Genomic DNA, 21,392 nt, shown 5'->3' with positions numbered 1-21,392 from the left:
TTTTTGTCCGCACCCAAGCAGCAACGAATGTTTGTTAGAAGCGGTAGAAGCATTGAGATCAGGAATCATTCATCTTTTGCCAATGAAACAGAAAGCAAGTTCGGAAAACACCGCCTCGCCGCATTGAAACGGTTTTTCGAGTGTGGAAGATGATTGTGCAAAACACGGATGAATCATAAACGAAGAGCCATGCCCTCTGGCTGGCTCTTTTTCTTTTAAAAGCTGTACGAACAGATGGCCGCGAATATCGTTTTTTCGTGCAACCATCTGTTCTCTGATGATTTTGTTTTGATCATCTCGCGCCGAGAAGCCCCCCCACTTGAAGTGGGCGGGGATGGCTTGGTTAACAGCTTGCTGTGAGGCGGGTGTTCTCAAGAATCTCCCACCTTTAAGCGTTTAGCGTAGGTGGGAGAGCGTTCAAGGCGTTATTACCGATGATTGGCCAGCTGTTCGCGATACTCTTTTCCTTTTTGCACGTATGTATCAATCGACAGCTGGATGAGCTCAAGGTCTTTGTCCGTCAGTTCACGCACCACTTTTCCAGGCGAGCCAATGACGAGTGAGCGGGGCGGAATCTTTTTGCCGGACGGAATCAACGTGTTGGCGCCGATGATGCATTCTTCACCGATTTCGGCCCCATCCAAAATCGTCGACCCCATGCCGATGATCGAGCGCCGGCGGATCGTGCAGCCGTGAAGGATCACATTATGCCCGACCGTCACTTCATCTTCAACAATGAGCGGCGACCCTTCGTACAAATGGCAGGTCGTATTGTCTTGAATGCTCGTTCGAGCGCCGATCGTAATCGGTCCTTCATCGCCGCGCAGCACGGCATTGAACCAAATGGTCGATTCCGGACCGACGGTGACGTCTCCGATCAAATAGGCTCCCGGGGCAATGAATGCGGTTTCATGAACATTCGGACGTTTTCCGTTATACGGGTATAGCATCCCCACATCCCCCTTCATTTTATGTGTCATGATCAGTATAACACATTTTGCACGGGGACGGGCACGATATCTTTTTCCTTAAAAGAAGCGTCGATTCATGTACCAATTGCGGTGAACACAAAGATGCAGATGAGATGGAAAAGAGGAAATGGTGCTGTTGGGGAAACGACGATTCCCTGCCATTGATTATACATGTCAACGAAAAGCGGAAAAAGGTTTTTTCCGATAACGAAGAAAACGGAAAGGGAGAAATATTTTTTGGAATTTTTATTTAAATAATATTATTTTTCTTAATATTATTGTTTTATTTACCTTACTATAAATCATACAAAATTTTTTTGACAATATAAACATAATGAATTATTATATTAAAAGAATTTAAAGGAGGTAGGTAGTGGTTATGTCACCCATTGACAAGCAACAAATCGCTGCCAGCGTTCCCCAGCGCGGCTTTTTCGGCCATCCGAAAGGGCTGTTTACGCTCTTTTTCACCGAGTTTTGGGAGCGTTTTTCGTACTACGGCATGCGCGCCATTTTAGTGTACTACATGTATTACGAAGTATCGAAAGGCGGGCTCGGGCTTGATGAGCATCTGGCGCTTGCGATTATGTCGATTTATGGGGCGCTTGTGTACATGTCCGGAATCATTGGCGGCTGGCTTGCTGACCGGGTGTTTGGCACGTCGCGCGCGGTCTTTTACGGCGGCCTTCTCATTATGGCTGGTCATATCGCCCTGGCGATTCCGGGCGGGGTGACGGCGCTGTTTGTGTCGATGGCGCTCATCGTCTTGGGAACCGGGTTGTTGAAACCGAACGTTTCGAGCATTGTCGGCGATATGTACAAGCCTGGCGATGACCGCCGCGACGCCGGATTTAGCATTTTTTACATGGGGATTAACCTTGGCGCCTTTTTGGCTCCGCTTGTTGTTGGAACTGCCGGGATGAAGTACAACTTCCACCTTGGCTTCGGACTTGCGGCCGTCGGGATGTTTCTCGGATTGATTGTCTTCATCGCGACAAGAAAGAAAAACCTCGGGTTGGCCGGGACGTATGTGCCGAATCCATTGACGCCAGCGGAAAAGAAAAAAGCGGCTTCCATCATGGCCGTAGGGGCGGTCGTGATTGCCGTGCTGCTAGCCATCTTGATTCCGAACGGTTGGTTCACTGTGGAAACGTTTATTTCCCTTGTCGGCATCTTAGGAATCATCATCCCGATCATCTATTTTGTCGTCATGTACCGCAGCCCGAAAACGACGGCGGAGGAGCGGTCGCGCGTGATCGCTTACATTCCGTTGTTCGTCGCTTCAGCGATGTTTTGGGCGATTCAAGAACAAGGATCGACAATTTTGGCGAACTATGCGGACAAGCGGACGCAGTTGGATGTAGCAGGCATCCACTTGTCGCCTGCATGGTTCCAGTCGCTGAACCCGTTATTTATTATCATTTTGGCTCCGGTGTTCGCATGGATGTGGGTGAAGCTCGGTAAACGGCAGCCGACGATCCCGCAAAAATTCGCGCTCGGCTTGTTGTTTGCCGGCCTGTCGTTCATCGTCATTCTCGTGCCGGGCCATTTAAGCGGCGGAGGGCTCGTCCATCCGATCTGGCTTGTGTTAAGCTATTTCATCGTCGTGCTTGGTGAACTTTGCCTGTCGCCGGTCGGCCTGTCGGCGACGACGAAACTTGCGCCTGCGGCCTTCTCAGCGCAAACGATGAGCCTTTGGTTTTTATCGAACGCCGCCGCGCAAGCGATCAACGCCCAGCTCGTCCGCTTCTATACGCCGGAAAACGAAACGGCCTATTTCGGCACGATCGGCGGTGCGGCGGTTGTGTTAAGCGTCATCTTGTTTTTGCTCGCCCCGAGCATTCAGCGGCTCATGAAGGGCGTTCGTTAATATCACGCTGATGTTTGTATCAACAGGGAAAACAGATGATCCAAAAGATTACAAATCTGTGACAGGATGCTCTGCGTTGGCAGAGCTTCTTTTTTTATTCAAAAAATATTTACATAAATCAAAAAATAAGTTCAGATGGTGTTTACAAAAATGGATTACGATGGAATAGAAAAAGAGGAAAGGGGAGAAAAGCGGATGGCGTTTCTTGAGCTGGTTGAGGTGACGAAATCGTATGGAGGCAAAAAGAGCGCGGTCGAGAATGTGAATGTCGCGATTGAATCAGGGGAGTTTTTTGTTCTTGTCGGCCCATCGGGATGCGGCAAAAGCACGATTTTGCGGCTGATCGCTGGCCTTGAGCCGCTGACATCAGGATATGTATTGATCGATGGACAAGTGGCGAATGATTGGCCCCCTCACGCCCGCCGGTTATCGATGGTCTTTCAAAATTATGCGCTATATCCCCATTTGACGGTGGAGCAAAATATGCGGATTGTCTTGCAGGCGCAAAAGGTGCCGAAAGAAGAACAAGTGAAACGTTGCATGGAAGCGGCGGAATTGCTTGGATTGACCGATGTGCTGCATAGGAAGCCGCGGGAATTGTCAGGGGGGCAGCGTCAACGCGTTGCCTTAGGGCGAGCGATTGTCGCGCAGACTCCGCTTTGTTTGATGGATGAACCGCTCTCCAATTTAGATGCCAAGCTGCGTGCGAAAATGAGGAGCGAGCTTCGACGTTTGCAACGTCAGCTCGGCATGACTGTGATTTATGTCACGCACGATCAGACGGAAGCGATGACCATGGCTGACCGGATGATGATTTTGCATGACGGCCGTCCGCAACAAATCGGCAGTCCGCTTGATGTATACAATAGCCCAGATAACACGTTTGTCGCTTCATTTATCGGAACACCGCCGATGAATTTGGCGGAAGCGCATGTGTTGGACCATTCCCTCTTATTGCAAAACGAGCGGCCCATCCGTCTTCTGCGTCGTTCTTTGCCGAAGGCTGAACGGGTGATCGTCGGACTGCGGCCGGAACATATTGAGCCGGCGGAATCAGGAGAAGAATCTATGGCCGTCAAAGTCAGCCATGTCGAGTGGCTCGGCAATGAAACGTTAGTGACGTTTGAGTTGGCAAAAAATCTTTATTGGACAGCACGATGGAATGGACAATGGCGCATCCGTTTGGGAGAAGTGGTGCCATTGACGTTTGATGAGCAGGATTTCCTGTTTTTCGATGCGTCTGGAAAGCGAATTGGAGCCCCGTCCATCAAGCGGGAGGAGGTGTGGGTTCACCAATGAATGAGCGTGTTTCAACGGTTCCCTCCCCAGCGCCATGGTCGGTCCGGACGAAGCGGGAGGCGCGGCAGGCCGCAATAAAATCGTGGTTGGAAGGGATGGTGTATCTTTGTCCTTCGCTCCTACTGTTTGGCGTGTTTCTCTTTTACCCGTTGGGGAGAACGATGTATTTAAGCGTGTTTCACACCGATTATCAAGGGCACCCGACGGAATTTGTCGGTTTGGCGCATTTTGTTGCTCTTCTTCAAGATGCATCGTTTTGGCATAGTTTGAAGGCGACGGTTCTATTTGCGGCGCTCACTGTCCCGACGACGGTCGCCGTTTCGTTCGGTTTAGCGTTGCTCGCTCATGAAACACGGAAAGGAATCGGGATCTTTCGGACGATTTTTGCCTCTACGATGGGGATGAGCGTGGGAGTCGCTTCGGTGATTTGGATGTTTATGTACAATCCGGCGATCGGGATCATCAATCGTTTGGTGTCCGCGATCGGCGGGACTCCTGTTTCATGGCTTCTTGACCAGGACACGGCATTGTATGCGGTGGCGGCGGCGACGATCTGGATGAATATCGGACTGACCTTTTTATTGTTGCTGGCCGGTCTGCAAAACATCGATCCATCCTTGTACGAAAGCGCCCGCATCGCTGGAATGAGCTATTGGCGCCAGCTGTGGACAGTGACTGTGCCATTGTTGTCGCCGACGTTATTTTTTGTCACGACGGTCTCGCTTATTCAAGCGCTGCAAACGTTTGGACAAATTGACTTTTTAACGAAAGGCGGGCCAGTGGAGGCTACGAATGTGTTCGTTTACGCGATTTACCGGGAAGCGTTCGTCAACTATCAGTTTGGTTCCGCGAGCGCGCAAGCCATTATCCTTTTTCTCATCATCGCCCTCGTCACGTTTTTGCAGTTTCGGTTTGCCGAGAGGAAGGTGCATTACCAATGAGAACGGCGCGGGCAACGGCTCACTATGTGTTGTTATGCCTATGCTCGGTTGTCATCTTGTTTCCAGTGGCTTATGCTCTTTTGATGAGTTTGATGGATGGAGCCGCTATTTTGTCAGGACGCCTATGGCCTGAGAAGGGGACATTGGTCAATTATGAGGCCGCGTTTCAACAGGCTCCGCTTGGGAGATATTTATGGAACAGCTTTTTTGTGGCTTTCATGATTACAGTGGGGCGCCTCATCGTGTCAAGTCTCGCCGCTTTCGCTTTTGTGTTTCTCCGCTTTCCGGGTCGGGATCGGTGGTTTTACGTGTGCATTGCCACGATGCTCGTTCCGTGGGAAGCGACTGTGATCCCAAATTTTTTGACCATCCAAGCGCTTGGCTGGACAAACCATTACGCAGGACTCATCGTGCCGTTTTGGGCGATGGCATTTGGCATCTTTTTATTGCGGCAGCAGTTTAAGCAAATTCCGCACGAGCTGTATGAGGCGTCGCAGTTGTCCGGCATCGGGAACTTCCGCTTTTTTTACCGCGTCGTACTGCCGCTTTCAAAAACAAGTTTGGTAACGCTGGCTGTTTACAGCTTTTTGGATGCTTGGAATATGTATTTATGGCCGCTGCTCGTTACAAACGACGATCGCGTCCGCACCGTGCAGATCGGGCTCAAGCAGCTGCAGACGCAAGAGATCGCCAGCAGCTGGGGCGTCGTTATGGCAGCGGCGGTTATCGCGATGATTCCGACTTTGTTGCTGTTGTTTGCCGGACAGAAGCAATTGCGCAAAGGGCTTATGCAAGGAGCGATTCAATAGTGGGGAGGAGAAACAAAATGAGAAAGGTTTTGGCCAGTTTCTTAGCCTTAATGTTTATTGGATTTGCCACGGGATGCTCGAGTGAAGATGCGGGCGAAGCGGCGGAAGGCAAAACAGAAGTGGTGTTTTGGCATTCGATGAGCGGGGATTTAGAGCCGGTCCTAAATGACATTGTCGCTGATTTTAATCAAACCCACCCAGAGATTGAGGTGAAGCCAGTGTTTCAAGGCACCTATGAAGAGGCGTTGACGAAATGGAATGCAGTAGCCGGGACAAAAGATGCACCGACGATCATGCAGACGTTTGAAGTCGGAACAAAGCATATGATCGACAGTGGAAAGGTTGTACCAGTGCAGACATGGATTGATAAAGACAAGTATGATGTTTCACAATGGGAGAAAAATATTGTCAATTATTATACAGTCAACGGGCGAATTTACTCAATGCCGTTCAACTCATCCACCCCTGTGCTCATTTATAACAAAGATGCATTTCGCGAAGCCGGGCTTGATCCGGAAAAACCGCCTCTCACCTATAGCGAGTTGAAGGAAGCGGCGAAAAAGCTGACAAAGAAAAAAGGAAAGGAAACCGAACGGTACGGATTCTCGATTTTGAACTACGGCTGGTTTTTTGAAGAAATGGTGGCCGTACAAGGCGGACTGTATGTGAACAACAACAATGGACGGAGCAGTGATGCGACAAAAGCGGTATTCAATGGAGATGAGGGGAAACGTGTATTTGAGCTGATCCGCGACATGTACCGAGACGGCACGTTTTACAACGTCGGTCAAAATTGGGACGATATGCGCGCTGCCTTCCAAGCGGGAAAAATCGCCATGTATTTGGATTCATCCGCTGGCGTAAAAACGTTGATCGATAACTCGCCATTTGAGGTCGGCGTTTCGTATTTGCCTGTTCCGGATGGCGTGGAACGTCAAGGCGTCGTGATCGGTGGGGCTTCGCTTTGGATGATGAAAGGAAGCAGCGAAGAGGAACAAAAAGCGGCGTGGGAGTTCATGAAATACTTGACAACTGCTCCCGTCCAAGCCAAGTGGCATGTGCGCACAGGCTATTTCGCCATCAACCCAGCTGCGTACGATGAGCCGCTCGTCAAAGAGGAGTGGGCGAAATACCCGCAATTAAAAGTGACAGTGGACCAGCTGCATGAAACAAAATCAACCCCTGCCACTCAAGGGGCGCTCATCACCGTCTTCCCTGAATCTCGGCAACATGTCGTGAAAGCGATGGAACGGTTGTACGAAGGAATCGACCCGCAAGACGCGCTCGATCAGGCGGCGGAAGAGACAAATCGGGTGTTGCAGGAGGCCGGAAACTGACCCGACCAACCGGACAAGCGTCCAAGTGGAGTTGCCGGATGGGCAAATCCAATGATCGTTCGGGAAACCGATCTCCTTAATCAGTGAAGGGTTCTGCAAGGACCAGGCATGGACAAGGGCATTTACGTGTAATGTCATACGGAACGATTAGCGATGGCAAAAAAGATTGCCATCGCTAATCGTGTTGATCGGAAAGTTATTCTAAAAAATCAAATAAATAATTTTTCCAAACTGTAGGGTGCGAAATGTAAGTTGTATCGATTTTATTTTCTTAAATATTGCTTTTTTATTGAGTATGTTATAATCCAAAAAACACAAGGGGTATACACAAATAAAAATACATTATAGGCTATTTCAGGCTCCCCTATATAATTATTTTATCTACTCCAAAATTGATCACCCAATATATTATTACGATAATAAAATAGGCTATAGCATGCAGGAGAAATGATATAGGAGGATTCATTTGATTTATTCTTTGTAATACGTAGTCTATCAATAAGGAGATTGGTATACCGAACAAAATAACTAGCGGAAGTACACATATTATAGAGTAGAGTAAGGACTTGACAAGAACTTCTAATAGTCCCTCTAAAATATTTAATTCCTTTGATACAGTGACACCTTTGGATTCAATTAGATAATATAAAAAACCTGAATTAATTGAAGTTATATAAGTTGCAATAAAGATTTTCCGATTGTTCGATTCTGTTTTCCTTCATAACAAGTCATTTTGATAGAATGCAGCGGGCGCTCTACTGGATGTAAAACAAAGTTTCAACTTATATAGTATCCCTGATATCAATTTTATCTTTATATCCCTAAACAATGAAATCCTCCCTCTAGAAATGTTTCCTTGATGAAAAGTCGTTAACGTCGTCTTCTTTTATCGTATCAACAGTTTGCGACTATTGTAAAGATGTTTTGTCACGGATTTAGGGAAGATATTGAAGATATTAAAGCGCCAAAATCATAGAGTTTTCTTCGTGATACACCGGTGGCTATGTCGTTGACAATGGTGCTGTTATTTTTTGTCGTTGCTCCGTTTGCCGGAAAATCGTTTATCGAGAAGGAGTTAAGCGGCGGTGTCAATTTTCTTGTCTTCTCTCTTATGCAAGGAATCACGTTTGCTGCAGGAGTCTATGTCGTACTAGCAGGCGCACTGGTCACAGGTGCGCCGCCCATTGGGGTACATCGTAACCCGATGGGACGGGGTGATGACACACCCCTGAACTTGGGCGTTGTCCGAACCAGAAATGGATGAGGACGTGAGCGACCCAAGAATCCCACGCCTTTAAGCGTGTGGAGTGTCAATCCGCTTTCTTCAGCAAATACATCTCCTCCTCCACTTTCGCGATGCGGCTAAGTTGATAATCAAGCCGCTGATGAATGAGGGAGATGTCTTCTTTTGTCGCCATTTGCTCGCGAAGGCGGGAAAGATCGTCTTTTGTGGCCATCTGCTCGCGAATGCCGGCCATTTCTCCGCGGAGGCTGGCGATTTCATGGCGCATGCCGTCTTGGATGCTGCGCTGCTCGAGTTGATTGTCGCGGATCGCTTTGATCATGTCCGTGTTTTCTTTCATCTGCTCTTTCAGCCAGCGCAGCTCTTCTTCCTGCTTGTCCATCCGCTGCTCTAGCTTGTCCATCCGCTGTTCTAGCTTGTCCATCCGTTGTTCAAGTTGACCCAATTTTTGCTTCACCGTTTGCATGTCTTGCTTCAGGACGGACATGTCATCGACAAGTCCTTGAACAAGTGTGGTTAACTGCCGCAACAGCTCTTCCATGAAGAAACCTCCTTATCGAGATGGGATTCACTCGGGGCGTTTCAACCATGAAACGTGAGGAGTCCAGGATGTGGAAATAGGAGAGGAAACGCCTGCAAGCTCATTATATCATGGCTTGGCTAGGCCATCACTCCTAAATTGAGGGAAAGAAAAGGGATAAATAGGGGGTGTGTTGAATACGTCATTAGCAGAAGTTGTGGTAGTTTGAAGAAAATAGATTGATAGGAGAGGGAACATGAACGCATGGATCAAGGGGAGAAATGCGGCGCTTATGTGTATGTGTATGGCGTCCATCTTTTTATTTTCCTGCAGCAATGCGGCTGATCGCGGCGTCGAGGAAGTGCTGGCGGCGCCAAACGAACTGGCGGGGCAAACAATCGAGCATCCACCGCTGCCGAGTCCGATCGATAAGATGGTGATAGCGTCAGCCTCTGCCAAACAAGCGGCGCCGAACCCGAACGAAGTGCGCATCACCATCAGCGCGGCGGGCGATGTGACGCTCGGGCGCGATGAAAATTATGGCTATGCGTATTCGTTTGATGAAGAAGCGAAGAAGCACGGCTTGCGCTATTTTACGAAATACATTGAGCCGATCTTCAAAAAGGACGATTTTACGACCGTCAATTTGGAAACGACGCTGACGACCTCGACGCGGAAGGCAAGCAAGAAATTTCGTTTTCGCGGCCACCCGAGTTATGCGAAAATCTTAACTTATGGCGGCATTGATGCTGTGAATCTGGCCAATAATCATACATACGATTACTTGCAACGAGGATACAATGACACGATTGCCAGTTTAAAAAAGGAAAACATCGGTTATTTCGGCCGCACGCTCCGGCTGTTGAAAACGGTCAAAGGCATTCAAGTTGGAGCGCTTGGCTACGAAGGCTGGAGCAACACCAGCACGTTGCGCAAGCAAATCGCCAACGATATTCGCACGCTTCGGAAACAAGGAGCCGACATCATTCTAGTCCATTTCCATTGGGGAGTGGAACGAAGCTATGTGCCAAACAGCACGCAAAAGGCGCTCGGGCGCTTTGCGATTGACAGCGGCGCCGATTTGGTCGTCGGCCATCATCCGCATGTCATTCAAGGGATTGAGGAGTATAAAGGAAAGTTCATCGTCTACAGCCTCGGCAATTTTATGTTCGGCGGAAACAAAAATCCGAGCGACAAAGATACGTTTGTCTTCCAGCAAGTGTTCTCTTTTCAAAACGGGAAGCGGACGGCCAAAAAAGAAATCCGCGTCATCCCATTTCGCATTTCATCGGTGACGACAAGAAACAATTATCAGCCGATGCCGTTAGCGGGAGGGGAAGCAGCCCGAGTGAAACGGAAAATTGTCTCGCTGTCGGCGAAAATCAAAAAGCCGACTTGGACCGCGTACGAAGTGAAGTAAAAAAGGATGGCCCTTGTTTCGGCCATCCTTTCGCTTTTTGCAAGGTTAAGAGCGATCATTGATTAAGTTGGCGACGAGCACGTACCGCTGCGGAGCAGGGCCGACGTAGCGGAACGGATAGCACGTGGAAACGGTGAGTGTCGCTTTCGGCTTTGGAACGATGACCGTCCGGTCGTCGGCGTCGACGATGCGCACTTTGCGCACTTTATAGGTGAATGTGCCGGCGGACGTACGGACGATCAAGAGATCGCCTTGGCCGACTTCGCCAAGACGGCGGAAGACCGTGTCGCGATGGCCAGAAAGCACGCAGTTGTCCGCCTCTCCTGGCAGGACACTGCCGGCGTAATGGCCGACCCCTTTTTCCAACTCGTCTTCATCTGTACCGTGGTAAATCGCTAGGCTCATGTTGAGCTTCGGGATGATGAGTTCGCCGATTTGTTCGCCGATTTTGGGCTGTTTTGGGTAGAGTGAACTTTGGATTTGCATCGGCGCATCGCCTGTTTGTCTCTCTATTTCAACAGACAGCGGTTTGACCGCCTCGAGGCCGTTTTTCCACTTCAAGCCGCTAACGGCGGCTACGGCGATTCCAGCTGCGATCAAGCTTGCTCCAAAAAAGCGCACGAGCCGTTTCCGGTTCATTTATTTCGTCTCAACTCCTTGGCGGAAGCGGACAAGGAATGCGCCGGCACCGATTAAGGTCAAACCAAAAAGCATATAAGCGGCATACGGGGATGCCGTCTTCGGCAGTTTCGCTCCGGCTTCGGTCCGCTTCAGCGGTTTCGGCGGCGCCGGTTTCACCACTTTTTCGATTTTCGCTGCCTGGCCGCTCTGTTGCAAGTCTTCGCCGATTTCATCGAATATGTCGGAGGCAAACATCTCTTCGGTCACGACAAAATCAGCCAGCAGCTCGCCTTCGGTGCTGTAAATTTCAACAAGCAAATCGTAGCCGTTCGCTGATTCCATTGTCAGCAGCGTCGACAGGCTGAGCGGCTTTTTCTCGCCACCTTTTGTCAAATAAAACTTCGCTTCCAGCTGAAATGTGGAAAGCAGGTCGGTCCATACATTGGCGATCTCAGCGATTTGCGTTGGCGATAGCTCCGTAACGCTTGTAAAATCGTACGCACCGATCGCCTCAAGCCGTTGGCCGATTTCTTCCATTTTCTCGGCGAATTGCGGATCTTCCATATTAAGCGATTCAAAATGGTTATAGAGCTTTTCCAACTCTGCGTCCGTCAAACCAAGCTCGTCTAAATCCGGAAGCAAGTAGTCGATGACGGCCTCCGACAGTTCCTCGACCGTCGCATAATTGTCAAGCGAATCGCCGTTTTTAGACAGCAGTTTTTCCAATTGCGTTTTCGTCATGCCAATTTCTTGTAAAAATTTGTTTAATGTTTCTTCGGTCAACGGCGTCAAATTTCGATAATAATCGACGATATCTTTCAGCTCGCCGATCGAGTGGTAATCGGCCAACGATTCGCCGTGCCGATCAAGAAGGGCGATGAGCTCTTCCTTTGTCATTCCGCGTTCGTTTAGAAAGGCGGCCAGCGTTTCATCCGTGATTGGAACGGAGTAATCTTTAAACAGTTCGATATATTCTTCCAGATCATTGTAAAATAAAAACACATCAGTAATGGCCTGTGACTCTTCCATTTCTCCATTGTCGATGAGCATTTGTCGAAGCTGTTGTTCGGTCAATCCGTGTTTGGCGAGCAACTGAGCTAAATTTTCTTCCGTGAGCGGCTCGCCGAACTCACGGCGCATTTCGTCCACGCTGTCAAACTCATCGAGCGAATAGCCTTCATAGTCCAAATAATTTTCCAGCTCTTCGACTGTGATCCCTGCTTCATTTAAATACTGCTCTAAAGCTGGATCGTTGCGTTCAATGGCGAACGCTGAAGCTGGCCATATAGTGGTGATGGATGCGGCCAAAGCAAAAGGAACGATGTTTTTCATGTCGTGACCTCCGTTTGTTTGTATATACGAATTCAGTATATAGGGACATGAAAAGGTTGAAAATAGTGAAATATATGGAATTTTTTATATAGAAAGAACTTCCCGTTGGCATCGAATGTTTTCCATGTATGACTTTTTCAGAGGAAACGTATGCTAACCGTTGAACGGGAGCTGTCGAGCAAAAGGAGGTGGAGGTACAATGGATCGCTTATTCCGTCTGTTCCGCGTTCAGCGCGGCCGCGGGTTCTGGAATCCATGGTTGGGGGTTGTTAGACGGCGAAGAAACCATAACGCCATTTGGACGCTCGTCAGCGTAAGCTTAGGAGCGGTGGCAGCCGCGATGTTGGGGGCGAGACAAGGGAGACGCATGGCGCCGATGACGCAAGGACCGATGCGAAACGTGATTCGCGGCCTCAACCGCTGGATGAGCCGGCGGATGGGAACGATGCAGCCTGCTGCGGCGGAGTTTGCCGAAGAAATGACTCCAGAGCGTCCGGGCAATCAGCAGGACAAATAACGGTTTTTTGCGTGTCCCACAAGCCGGCGGTATTGCGCTCGCCGGCTTTTTCTATGTCGCCTGGTTTGATGGTTCGTGCATATGGGCGACACGAACGCTGCAGTGAATGGACAAAATCATGGTGAAAAGGGGATTCAATAGTGCCAGCAGATGACGGAAAGAAACGGGTTGTGATGTTGGTGAACCGATTCATTGATGTATCCTGCTTCGGAGATCAATATAAAAGAATGGGTGTTATCACTTCTTGAAAGTGGAAACGACGGAATGAAACGTGGCGAGTTGGCGTAAGGGAGTGTACGGCAAAAACAAATGTGGGGAAACGAGTCAGACAGTGGAGCAACGTTGCTCTACTGTTTCAAGGCTTTTGAGGAAACCCGATGGGATGTAACGCGTCCCGTCGTTTTTTCTTGATCAAGACGACCGTTTCTGTTCCATATAATTCAAAAGCCATGAGCCACCTCGGGTCGAATGAAAGGGTACAATAAAGATTATAAATTTTCATTTTTTTCAGTCTAATGATTGACAACACGTTTGAATTTCCGTATTATTATGTTAAACTGACGATATTAAATAAAACATAATAATAAGAGGTGTCTAGCCGATGCCGGTACGCGGGGAGGTGCGCTGCGCGTTTTGCGGCTCAACGAACGTAGCGCCGCTATCGATATTTGGGACCGCTCAGCTCGTTTCGCAATACTATTGCCATCAATGCAAAAGCGTGTTTGAGCGGGTGAGATGGAGAGACGATGCCAAGGAGGAAGGGGAAGCCACTGATGAGGATCAAGCAACATTATCCACTGTTTATTAACGGCCAGTATGTCGAGAGCAGCAACGGAGAAGTGTTTGAAACGGTCAATCCGGCGACAGAAGAAGTGATTGCGACCGTCGCCAAAGCGACGAAAGAAGATGTAGACCATGCCGTCGAGGCGGCGCGCACGGCGTTTGAATCGGGGAAATGGCCCAAAATGACGGGGGCGAAGCGGGCGCGCCTGTTGAATCAAATTGCCAACTTGATGAGAGAGCGATTCGATGACTTGGTGTATGCGGAAGTGCTAAACAGCGGTAAAACGGTTGATGCGGCCAAAGGACAAATTATGCAAGCGATTGAGGATTTTGAATTTTATGCGGCCGCGGCAATTACGTTACAAGGCGATGTCAACCAAGTGCCAAATGGCTTTTTCAACTACACGGTCAAAGAGCCAGTCGGTGTATGCGGTCAAATCATCCCGTGGAACTATCCGTTGATGATGGCGGCTTGGAAGCTCGCCCCAGCATTGGCGGCCGGATGCACGGTCGTGTTAAAGCCGGCAAGCTATACGCCGATCACCGCTTATATGTTGGCGGAAATTTGCCAAGAGGCCGGGGTTCCGGACGGCGTCGTCAATGTCATTGCTGGAAGCGGTTCCGAAATCGGCCCGTATATGACCGAACATCCTGGAATTGACAAAGTCGCCTTCACCGGGGAGACGGAAACGGGCAAGGATATTATGCGGCGCGCTTCGGAGACGTTGAAGCGGGTGACGCTGGAGCTTGGCGGGAAATCACCGAACATCGTGTTTGATGATTGCGATATCGAAGCGGCGGTCAACGGCTCGCTTTACGGCATTTTTTACAACACGGGGCAGTCGTGCGAAGCGCGTTCGCGGCTGTTTGTGCATGAAACCATTTACGATGAGTTTATGGAGAAATTGATTGAAAAAGCGTCCCGCATCCGCGTCGGCAACCCGTTTGAAAGAGGGGTGCATATGGGCGCGGTCATTTCGCGAAGCCATCAGCAAGTGATCGACAGCTATGTGAAGCTGGCGGTTGAGGAAGGCGGCGAAATTTTATACGGCGGGAAAATCCCGGAAGGTGAGGAGTTTGCAAAAGGCTATTGGTACATGCCGACAATTATCGGCAATGTAAGAAACGACATGCGGGTGGCGCAGGAAGAAATTTTCGGTCCAGTCGTCGTTGTCATGAAGTTCCGTGACGAGGAAGAGGCCATTAAGCTGGCGAACGATACGATTTTCGGGTTAGGATCAGCCGTTTGGACGAAAGAACACGGAAGAGCCCATCGCGTCGCCGCGCGCATCCGCGCTGGGATTGTCATGGTCAACTCCCCGATTTCCGCATTTCCAGGCACGCCGTTTGGGGGGTACAAGCAGTCGGGGTTTGGCCGCGAGCTGGCGCTTGAGACGTTGAACTTATACACTGAGACAAAAAGCGTCGTCTCTTATATCGGCACTAAACCGTTGAACCTATTTGGCATTTGATCACGCCGCCAGAGGCGTTGGACATTGGGCTGGTGAACCGGTTGTTTCTGCAGGCGGGAACGAGAGAGCGGACGCGGGAGTATGCACGCAAGCTCGCGAGTAAGCACGACGTATGCGGTCTCCAAACATCAACCTGGCGATCATGAACAGGAAAGAAATGCCGCTGAATGTGGCGATTCGCTACGAACAGGAGGCGCGAAACTTGCTGTTCCGCTCCGAAGACGCGAAAGAAGGGATGAGCGCCTTTTTGGAAAAACGCCAACCGAATTGGAAAGGAGTTCAATGATTCAGAGTGCATATCGGCCGTTTCGGCCGATATGTTTTTATGAAAACATAAATTTAGCGCTTGAAAGGGAAGGTGATTTCGTACCATAATAAAAGAAAAATTCAAAAAAAGACAAGGTGTGAACAGCAGTGAAGCCGAGAGCGCTCATGTTTACGTTATTTGGGGAATATATTCAACATTATGGGAACGAAGTATGGATCGGAAGCTTGATCCAAATGATGTCCCACTTCGGCATTTCCGAGTCGTCCATCCGCGGAGCGGCGCTAAGGATGGTGCAACAGGGATTTTTTGAAGTGCGGAAAATCGGCAACAACAGCTATTATTCGTTGACGCCGAAAGGGAAACGGACGATGATGGACGGGTTCAACCGCGTCTATTCGCAACGGAACTACAAATGGGACGGTCAATGGCGCGTGTTGACGTACTCCGTTCCCGAGCAAAAACGGGAGCTGCGCAACCAAATTCGCAAAGAATTGAGCTTGATGGGGTTTGGTCTCATTTCCCACGGGACGTGGGCGAGCCCGAATCCGATCGAGCCGCAAGTGATGGAATGGGTTAAAGACTATCATTTGGAGCCGTACGTCATTTTGTTTACGGCGAGCTCCATCGTGTCGCACAGCAATGAGCAAATCATCGAGCGCGGCTGGGATTTCCCGTACATCGCCAAGGAGTATGACCGGTTTATTGAAACGTACGAACGAAAGTACGAAGAGTTCCAACATCGGGCTTGGAACAATGAACTGACCGACCGCGAATGCTTCATTGAACGGACGAAGCTCGTGCATGAGTATCGGAGCTTTTTCTTTATCGATCCAGGATTCCCGAACGACTTGTTGCCTGATGATTGGAGCGGAACGAGAGCGCGGGAGCTGTTTTTCAATGTCCACCAGTTGCTCGCCATTCCGGCCATCCGTTATTTTGAAACATTGTTTGAGGCCGCACCGGATCGTGAGGTGACATTTAACCGCGATAAGGCGATTAATCCATTTATGGAAATGATTTAGGCGTCCAAAAAATAGGTTTTCGGATGTCGGCGCTTAGCATGTCCACTTAAGGGAGCGCGTGAACGGGGAAGAAAAAGATCAGGGGGAGGGGAAAAGGATGGCGCAGATTGAAATAGAAATGGTGGGAGATGGAATTTACCGTGTTCCGATCCCGGTTCCGTTTCCGATGAAGTATGTCTATTGTTACGTAGGTCGGGAAACGGATGGATGGAGCATCGTCGACGTCGGCTTTCGCTATCCTGAGGCGATTCGCGCCTGGGAAGCAGTGTTTCGGCAACTTGGAATCAAACCGCGGCACGTTCGCGCCATTTACATCACTCACTTTCATCCGGACCATTTTGGCTTGGCCGGGTGGATGCAGCAGCAGACGGAGGCGCCTGTCTGGATCAGCGAGCCGGATTATGCGATGGCGGAACGAGTGTGGGGGGAAGAGAGCGTCCAGGCGTGCGAAGTGGGTGCCATGTTTCGCCGTCATGGCGTGCCGGATGAGTTGGTAACGGACATTGAGGAGAGCATGTGGAAGCTGTCGTTGCGCGTCAGCCCGTTTCCGGTGCTAACCGTTTTGGATCGTTCGGAAATTGTGCTGGGGCAGCGGCGATGGGCGGTCATCCCGGTCCCGGGGCACAGCGATGGATTGATCAGCTTTTATCAGCCGGAATCGCGCCAGTTGCTTGCATCGGACCATGTGCTTGACCGCATCACTCCGAACATTAGTGTATGGCCGGGCGCCCATCCGAACCCGCTCGAGCAATATTTTGCCTCGCTTCGCAAAGTGGAGGAACTGGAGGTGGATGTGGCTCTGCCTGCCCATGGCGCGGTTATTCGCCAATTTCGCGAGCGGATCGGTGATCTTTTCCGCCACCACGAACAACGGTTGCAAAAAATGAAAGCGCTAGCAGGAACGGGGCGCACCGCCTATGAAGTCGCCCATTGTGTGTTCGGCCATAAGCCATTGACGGCGCACCAATGGCGGTTTGCGGTGGCCGAGACGCTGGCGCATTTGGAATATTTGGTGTCTGTCGGCGAATTGCAAAAAGAGGAGCATCGACATGCAATCATTTATCGACAATGACCGATGTCCAGCTGTTAGACAGCTGGCTTTTTTGTGCCTTGTTGTGCGATTGGTGATTCTATGAAAAATGCACGGACGGAAAACAAATGTTTCATACTATGAAAAATGATCGACTGGAACAAACCAACAGAACGGACAGGCGATCAACGAAAATAAAAGGGGCTTCCGACTGAAAATAATTTTCGGATTTTTCTTATTTTTATGTTGACAATAATCTTTACGTTGTATTAACATTATGTATAGAATACGATAGTTTAAAAAACGTAATAAGGAAGGTGGGAATATGGACCAAGCGACGCTGCTAAAGGAGAAAGTCCAAAATGGATTTATCGTCGAAGGCATTGACGATATGAACGAAGAGTATTTAAACGCGTTGAAACAGACGCTGACGATCGTCGGCGACACCGAGTTGCTGAGCGTCCCGCCGCTGCTTACGGTGTACGATCAAGCGCCGACGTTAAACAGCAAAATCACAGCGCTGGCCATTATGCAGGATGAAATCGGCCATGCCCACATCGCCTATCGGCTGTTGAAAGATTTGGGCGAAGACATCGATCAATTGCTCTATGAACGAGAGCCGCACTGCTGGAAAAATCCGTATGCTTTCGACTTCGAACTCTCAAACTGGATTGAACTTGGCGTCTTTAACGCCTTTTTCGATCGCGCGGGCTACACCCTTCTTGGCGATGCGTTCGAGCATACATCGTACGGACCATGGAAGCGGGCGCTCGTCAAAGTGGACAAAGAGGAGCTGTTTCATCTTCGCAACGGCGAGATCATTATGAGAACAGCGATGCAGGATCCGAATTTGCGCGAAGAAGTGCAAAAAGCGGTTGACTGGATGTTTTTAATGGCGCTCGAGTTTTTCGGGGTCGAGGATCGGTTGAAAAGCCGCTCAGCGCAGCTGGAGTACCGCTTAAAAGGGCGGACGAATGACGAACTGCGGCAAAAATGGCTGTCAACGGCCGTTCCGTTCTGCGAATCGATCGGCGTAAAAGTCCCAGCCCATTACGATGAGGAGCAACAAAAATACGTGCTCGATGTGCCGTTCCCGTGCAAGTTTGACCCGGTGAACAAAAAATGGCTGTTTGACCAGCCGGATACATGGGACAACGTCATCAAGCGATTTAAACATCGGGGCCCGAAAAATAAAGAGTTCGTGGAACGGATTCAACGCGGGGCGAAGGAACTCGAACAACTGCGAAAGGAAGCGGTGTGATGGACAAACGGAACACCGAAACGGAAAAGTATTGGCAAGCGCTGAAAGAAGTGATGGATCCGGAATTTCCGATCAGCGTCGTCGATATGGGGCTCATTTACCGCATTGAAAAAATGGATGACGAGCTCCATGTGACCATGACGTATACAGCGGTATCATGCGCTTGCATGGAGTGGATCGAGCAAGACATCCGCGATCGACTGCTCAAGGAAGAAGAGATTCGCGACGTGCATATTCACGTCGTTTGGGATCCACCGTGGACGGTCGACAGGATCAGTCCGGAAGGGCGCGAGAAATTGAAATATTGGGGGGTGAGCTCTACATGACAGCGGTCCAACAACGAAAAACGTTTGACATTTTCGCACGGGTGAAACGGGGCGACCAACTGTCCCACATCGGCACGGTGGAGGCGGAAAACGAGGAGTTGGCGAAAGTGTATGCTTCTTACACGTACGATGAGGAAGATTGGGCGGAAATGGTCGTTGTCGACCGCAGCGAGCTCATTTGGGTGAGAAAACCGAAGTGGCTATTTGCCTAAAAGGGGGAGGAGGCGCAATGGAACAAAGGCAGTCTGCTGTGCATTCGCTGATTGAGTTGCTCGAAACGATCGCTGACAATAAATACGTTCTTGGCGACCGCCTCGTTGAGGTCGGGGTCAGCGGTCCGAATTTGGAAGCCACGCTGGCATCGATCGCGATGGCGCAAGGAGAGCTGGGACATGCGCGTTTGTTATACAACTGGTGTTTTGATTTGCGCGGTTTGAAAGGAAGAAAGCCGGAAATATACAGACAAACCGGAAAAGCGCTGGCCAGCGCCGTCAACGTGCATAACTGGATCACGCTCATCGCTGCACTATACGCAACAAACACCGCCATTGACGCTGTTTTGCAATCCGCACTTGATGCCAACCATCCTGCCATTGTATCGCGAATCCAGAAGTTGATCCGAGAACAACAAGATCATCTTGTATACGCCAAACATTGGGCTCAACAGCTCGTTCATGACCGCGGCGCTGTTCCGCATCGTTTCCGCGAAGCGTTGAACGCTGCAGCGAACGAGACGGCGGCTTGGTTAAAAAAGGTTGAAAGCAAGGAAGAGCTGCAACAGGAAGGGTACTTGCCGAACGGAGTCAAGCTCGTTGAACGGTTGCAGCAGGAATTGAAAACGGTTGCGGCTGAACCTTTCGTTCAGTTGAAATAACAACGGCACACAAGGAGGTGAGGAACAGACGGTATTCTTTCTCTCTCTTGAAGCGCAAGGGAAATGAACTTTTCAAAGCAATGTCTATCCGTCGTTGTCTGCGTGAAACAATCAAATCATTTTTGAAGGAAGGGGAATGAACAATGACAGCTGTAGAAACGAAAAAACAATATTTAACCGTTTTTAAGCAAGATGGAATTGCCGAGATTCATCTGCACATTAACAAATCGAACTCGTATGATCTCGAATTTTACAAAGAATTCAACGCAGCGATCGATGACATCCGCTTTGACCCAGACATCAAAGTCGTCATCGTCATGAGTGATGTGCCGAAGTTTTTCTCGGCCGGAGCGGATATCAACTTTTTGCGGTCGGCTGACCCGCGCTTTAAAACGCAATTTTGCCTGTTCTGCAATGAGACGCTCGACAAAATCGCGCGTTCGCCGCAAGTGTACATCGCCTGCTTAGAAGGGCATACGGTTGGCGGCGGGTTGGAGATGGCGTTGGCGTGCGACTTGCGGTTTATGGGTGATGAAGCCGGAAAAATCGGGCTGCCGGAAGTATCGCTTGGCGTATTGGCCGGAACGGGCGGGACGCAGCGGCTGGCACGGCTCATCGGTTATTCGCGGGCGCTCGATATGAACATTACGGGCGAAACGATCACGCCGCAGGAGGCATTGGAGATTGGGCTGGTCAACCGGGTGTTCCCGCAGGCGGAAACGAGAGAGCGGACGCGGGAGTATGCACGCAAGCTCGCGAATAGCGCGACGTACGCGGTCTCGAACATCAAGCTGGCGATCATGAATGGGAAAGAAATGCCGCTCAATGTGGCGATCCGCTATGAAGGGGAGCTGCAAAACTTGCTGTTCCGCTCCGAAGACGCGAAAGAAGGGCTGAGCGCCTTTTTGGAAAAACGCCAACCGAATTGGAAAGGCATTTAATGTGTGGTTAGCGGAGCCCTTATGAAGGGGCAGGTTCATCCTTTCGAGGGCTTCGCTGCCCAGTTGTTTGGCACGCCGATTTACCGGGCAGTTCAATTTCATGAGGAATGGGATGGTGAACGATGGAATTGCGCGGGTTCGGAAGGCTGTACAATGCGGCAGGGGTGTTTATTGACCATAACGTTCAGGGCGGATTGGGCAAGAAGACAGCCATTTATTATCGCGATGAGCAAATTTCTTACCGAGAATTGCAGGAAAAGGTGAACCAAACCGGCAATATGCTGAGGAGGCTTGGCTATCGGATAGAGGATCGGCTGGTGATGATCTGCCACGATACTCCCGAGTTTATCTATACGTTTTTTGGCGCCATCAAAATTGGAGCAGTGCCGATTCCAGTCAATACGATGATGCAGCCGTCAGATTACGAATATTTTTTAAACCAGGCGTGTTGATTATCCAATAAAATCCAAAGGGTATAGAAAAAAGAGCACCTTTCCTGTAGAATGTGAGTAGCGACACAAACAAACCCAGGAGG

22 protein-coding genes and 2 pseudogenes are annotated in these 21,392 nt (G+C 49.8%); 19 read left to right on the top strand and 5 right to left on the bottom strand.

What is annotated here, in order from left to right; translation table 11 throughout:
* Positions 1-69: 69 nt before the first annotated feature.
* Entirely contained in the window at positions 70-375 is a 306-nt protein-coding gene (locus JCR24_RS11480; protein ID WP_131872219.1) for a hypothetical protein, read from the bottom strand.
* A gap of 53 nt (positions 376-428) precedes the next feature.
* Positions 429-950, bottom strand: a complete 522-nt coding sequence (locus tag JCR24_RS11475) for a gamma carbonic anhydrase family protein (protein ID WP_013523996.1) — start codon at positions 948-950, stop codon at positions 429-431.
* Positions 951-1,350: 400 nt separating this feature from the next.
* Between JCR24_RS11475 and JCR24_RS11470 the strand changes: the two genes are divergently transcribed.
* The 6 genes and pseudogenes from JCR24_RS11470 to JCR24_RS11445 all read left to right on the top strand — a co-directional run.
* Positions 1,351-2,841: a peptide MFS transporter gene (locus tag JCR24_RS11470; RefSeq protein WP_238980655.1), complete on the top strand. Its 1,491-nt coding sequence runs from the start codon at positions 1,351-1,353 to the stop codon at positions 2,839-2,841.
* 195 nt (positions 2,842-3,036) lie between these two features.
* The gene (locus tag JCR24_RS11465; protein ID WP_063211292.1) at positions 3,037-4,140 is read left to right on the top strand and encodes an ABC transporter ATP-binding protein; all 1,104 of its coding nucleotides are present in this window, start codon (positions 3,037-3,039) and stop codon (positions 4,138-4,140) included.
* A complete protein-coding gene (locus JCR24_RS11460) occupies positions 4,137-5,081 on the top strand; it encodes a carbohydrate ABC transporter permease (protein WP_238980654.1) in 945 nt (314 codons plus the stop codon). The genes JCR24_RS11465 and JCR24_RS11460 overlap by 4 nt, the downstream gene beginning before the upstream one ends.
* Positions 5,078-5,890, top strand: a complete 813-nt coding sequence (locus JCR24_RS11455; RefSeq protein ID WP_238980653.1) for a carbohydrate ABC transporter permease — start codon at positions 5,078-5,080, stop codon at positions 5,888-5,890. Before JCR24_RS11460 ends, JCR24_RS11455 begins: the two co-directional genes overlap by 4 nt.
* A 17-nt stretch (positions 5,891-5,907) precedes the next feature.
* A complete protein-coding gene (locus tag JCR24_RS11450) occupies positions 5,908-7,227 on the top strand; it encodes an ABC transporter substrate-binding protein (protein ID WP_238980652.1) in 1,320 nt (439 codons plus the stop codon).
* Between the two features lie 949 nt (positions 7,228-8,176).
* A pseudogene (locus tag JCR24_RS11445) lies at positions 8,177-8,386 on the top strand (PTS transporter subunit IIC); the annotation flags it as partial.
* A gap of 151 nt (positions 8,387-8,537) precedes the next feature.
* On the opposite strand, the gene JCR24_RS11440 reads toward JCR24_RS11445, so the two are convergent.
* A complete protein-coding gene (locus tag JCR24_RS11440) occupies positions 8,538-9,011 on the bottom strand; it encodes a hemolysin XhlA family protein (protein WP_238980651.1) in 474 nt (157 codons plus the stop codon).
* A gap of 235 nt (positions 9,012-9,246) precedes the next feature.
* Between JCR24_RS11440 and JCR24_RS11435 the strand changes: the two genes are divergently transcribed.
* Positions 9,247-10,410: a CapA family protein gene (locus tag JCR24_RS11435; protein WP_238980650.1), complete on the top strand. Its 1,164-nt coding sequence runs from the start codon at positions 9,247-9,249 to the stop codon at positions 10,408-10,410.
* A gap of 45 nt (positions 10,411-10,455) precedes the next feature.
* Here JCR24_RS11435 and JCR24_RS11430 read toward each other — a convergent pair whose 3' ends face one another.
* Positions 10,456-11,049 (bottom strand): class D sortase, encoded by a 594-nt coding sequence (locus JCR24_RS11430; protein ID WP_060788994.1) that lies wholly within the window; start codon positions 11,047-11,049, stop codon positions 10,456-10,458.
* Positions 11,050-12,363: a processed acidic surface protein gene (locus JCR24_RS11425; protein ID WP_238980649.1), complete on the bottom strand. Its 1,314-nt coding sequence runs from the start codon at positions 12,361-12,363 to the stop codon at positions 11,050-11,052.
* 199 nt (positions 12,364-12,562) lie between these two features.
* Here JCR24_RS11425 and JCR24_RS11420 point away from each other — a divergent pair, with 199 nt between their 5' ends.
* From JCR24_RS11420 to JCR24_RS11365, 12 genes and pseudogenes are all read left to right on the top strand, one after another.
* Positions 12,563-12,880, top strand: coding sequence for a hypothetical protein (locus JCR24_RS11420; protein ID WP_238980648.1), 318 nt, complete (start codon positions 12,563-12,565; stop codon positions 12,878-12,880).
* Between the two features lie 601 nt (positions 12,881-13,481).
* Positions 13,482-13,688, top strand: a complete 207-nt coding sequence (locus JCR24_RS11415; RefSeq protein ID WP_238980647.1) for a PaaD-like zinc ribbon domain-containing protein — start codon at positions 13,482-13,484, stop codon at positions 13,686-13,688.
* Complete coding sequence (locus JCR24_RS11410) at positions 13,654-15,135, top strand: aldehyde dehydrogenase family protein (RefSeq protein WP_370643334.1); 1,482 nt, start codon at positions 13,654-13,656, stop codon at positions 15,133-15,135. The genes JCR24_RS11415 and JCR24_RS11410 overlap by 35 nt, the downstream gene beginning before the upstream one ends.
* Positions 15,135-15,421: pseudogene (locus JCR24_RS17560) on the top strand (enoyl-CoA hydratase-related protein); the annotation flags it as partial. The gene JCR24_RS11410 and the pseudogene JCR24_RS17560, both read left to right, overlap by 1 nt.
* 128 nt (positions 15,422-15,549) lie before the next feature.
* On the top strand, positions 15,550-16,425 hold the full coding sequence (locus JCR24_RS11400) for a PaaX family transcriptional regulator (RefSeq protein WP_238980645.1): 876 nt from the start codon (positions 15,550-15,552) through the stop codon (positions 16,423-16,425).
* Positions 16,426-16,522: 97 nt separating this feature from the next.
* Entirely contained in the window at positions 16,523-17,497 is a 975-nt protein-coding gene (locus JCR24_RS11395) for an MBL fold metallo-hydrolase (RefSeq protein WP_023633574.1), read from the top strand.
* 283 nt (positions 17,498-17,780) lie between these two features.
* Positions 17,781-18,716 carry a Phenylacetic acid catabolic protein gene (locus JCR24_RS11390; RefSeq protein ID WP_238980644.1) on the top strand — a complete coding sequence of 312 codons (936 nt, stop codon included), beginning with the start codon at positions 17,781-17,783 and terminating at the stop codon, positions 18,714-18,716.
* Positions 18,716-19,042 carry a metal-sulfur cluster assembly factor gene (locus tag JCR24_RS11385; RefSeq protein WP_063192791.1) on the top strand — a complete coding sequence of 109 codons (327 nt, stop codon included), beginning with the start codon at positions 18,716-18,718 and terminating at the stop codon, positions 19,040-19,042. Before JCR24_RS11390 ends, JCR24_RS11385 begins: the two co-directional genes overlap by 1 nt.
* Positions 19,039-19,254, top strand: a complete 216-nt coding sequence (locus JCR24_RS11380; RefSeq protein WP_013145071.1) for a hypothetical protein — start codon at positions 19,039-19,041, stop codon at positions 19,252-19,254. The genes JCR24_RS11385 and JCR24_RS11380 overlap by 4 nt, the downstream gene beginning before the upstream one ends.
* A gap of 17 nt (positions 19,255-19,271) precedes the next feature.
* Entirely contained in the window at positions 19,272-19,916 is a 645-nt protein-coding gene (locus JCR24_RS11375; RefSeq protein WP_069304315.1) for a Phenylacetic acid catabolic protein, read from the top strand.
* A 143-nt stretch (positions 19,917-20,059) separates the two neighbouring features.
* Entirely contained in the window at positions 20,060-20,857 is a 798-nt protein-coding gene (locus tag JCR24_RS11370) for an enoyl-CoA hydratase/isomerase family protein (protein WP_013145073.1), read from the top strand.
* A 122-nt stretch (positions 20,858-20,979) separates the two neighbouring features.
* Positions 20,980-21,309 (top strand): AMP-binding protein, encoded by a 330-nt coding sequence (locus tag JCR24_RS11365; RefSeq protein WP_238980643.1) that lies wholly within the window; start codon positions 20,980-20,982, stop codon positions 21,307-21,309.
* The last annotated feature ends 83 nt before the right edge of the window (positions 21,310-21,392 follow it).

This window comes from Geobacillus sp. YHL (assembly GCF_022341265.1).
GTDB classification, from domain to species: domain Bacteria; phylum Bacillota; class Bacilli; order Bacillales; family Anoxybacillaceae; genus Geobacillus; species Geobacillus thermoleovorans.
This window is presented reverse-complemented; position numbering and strand designations above follow the sequence as displayed.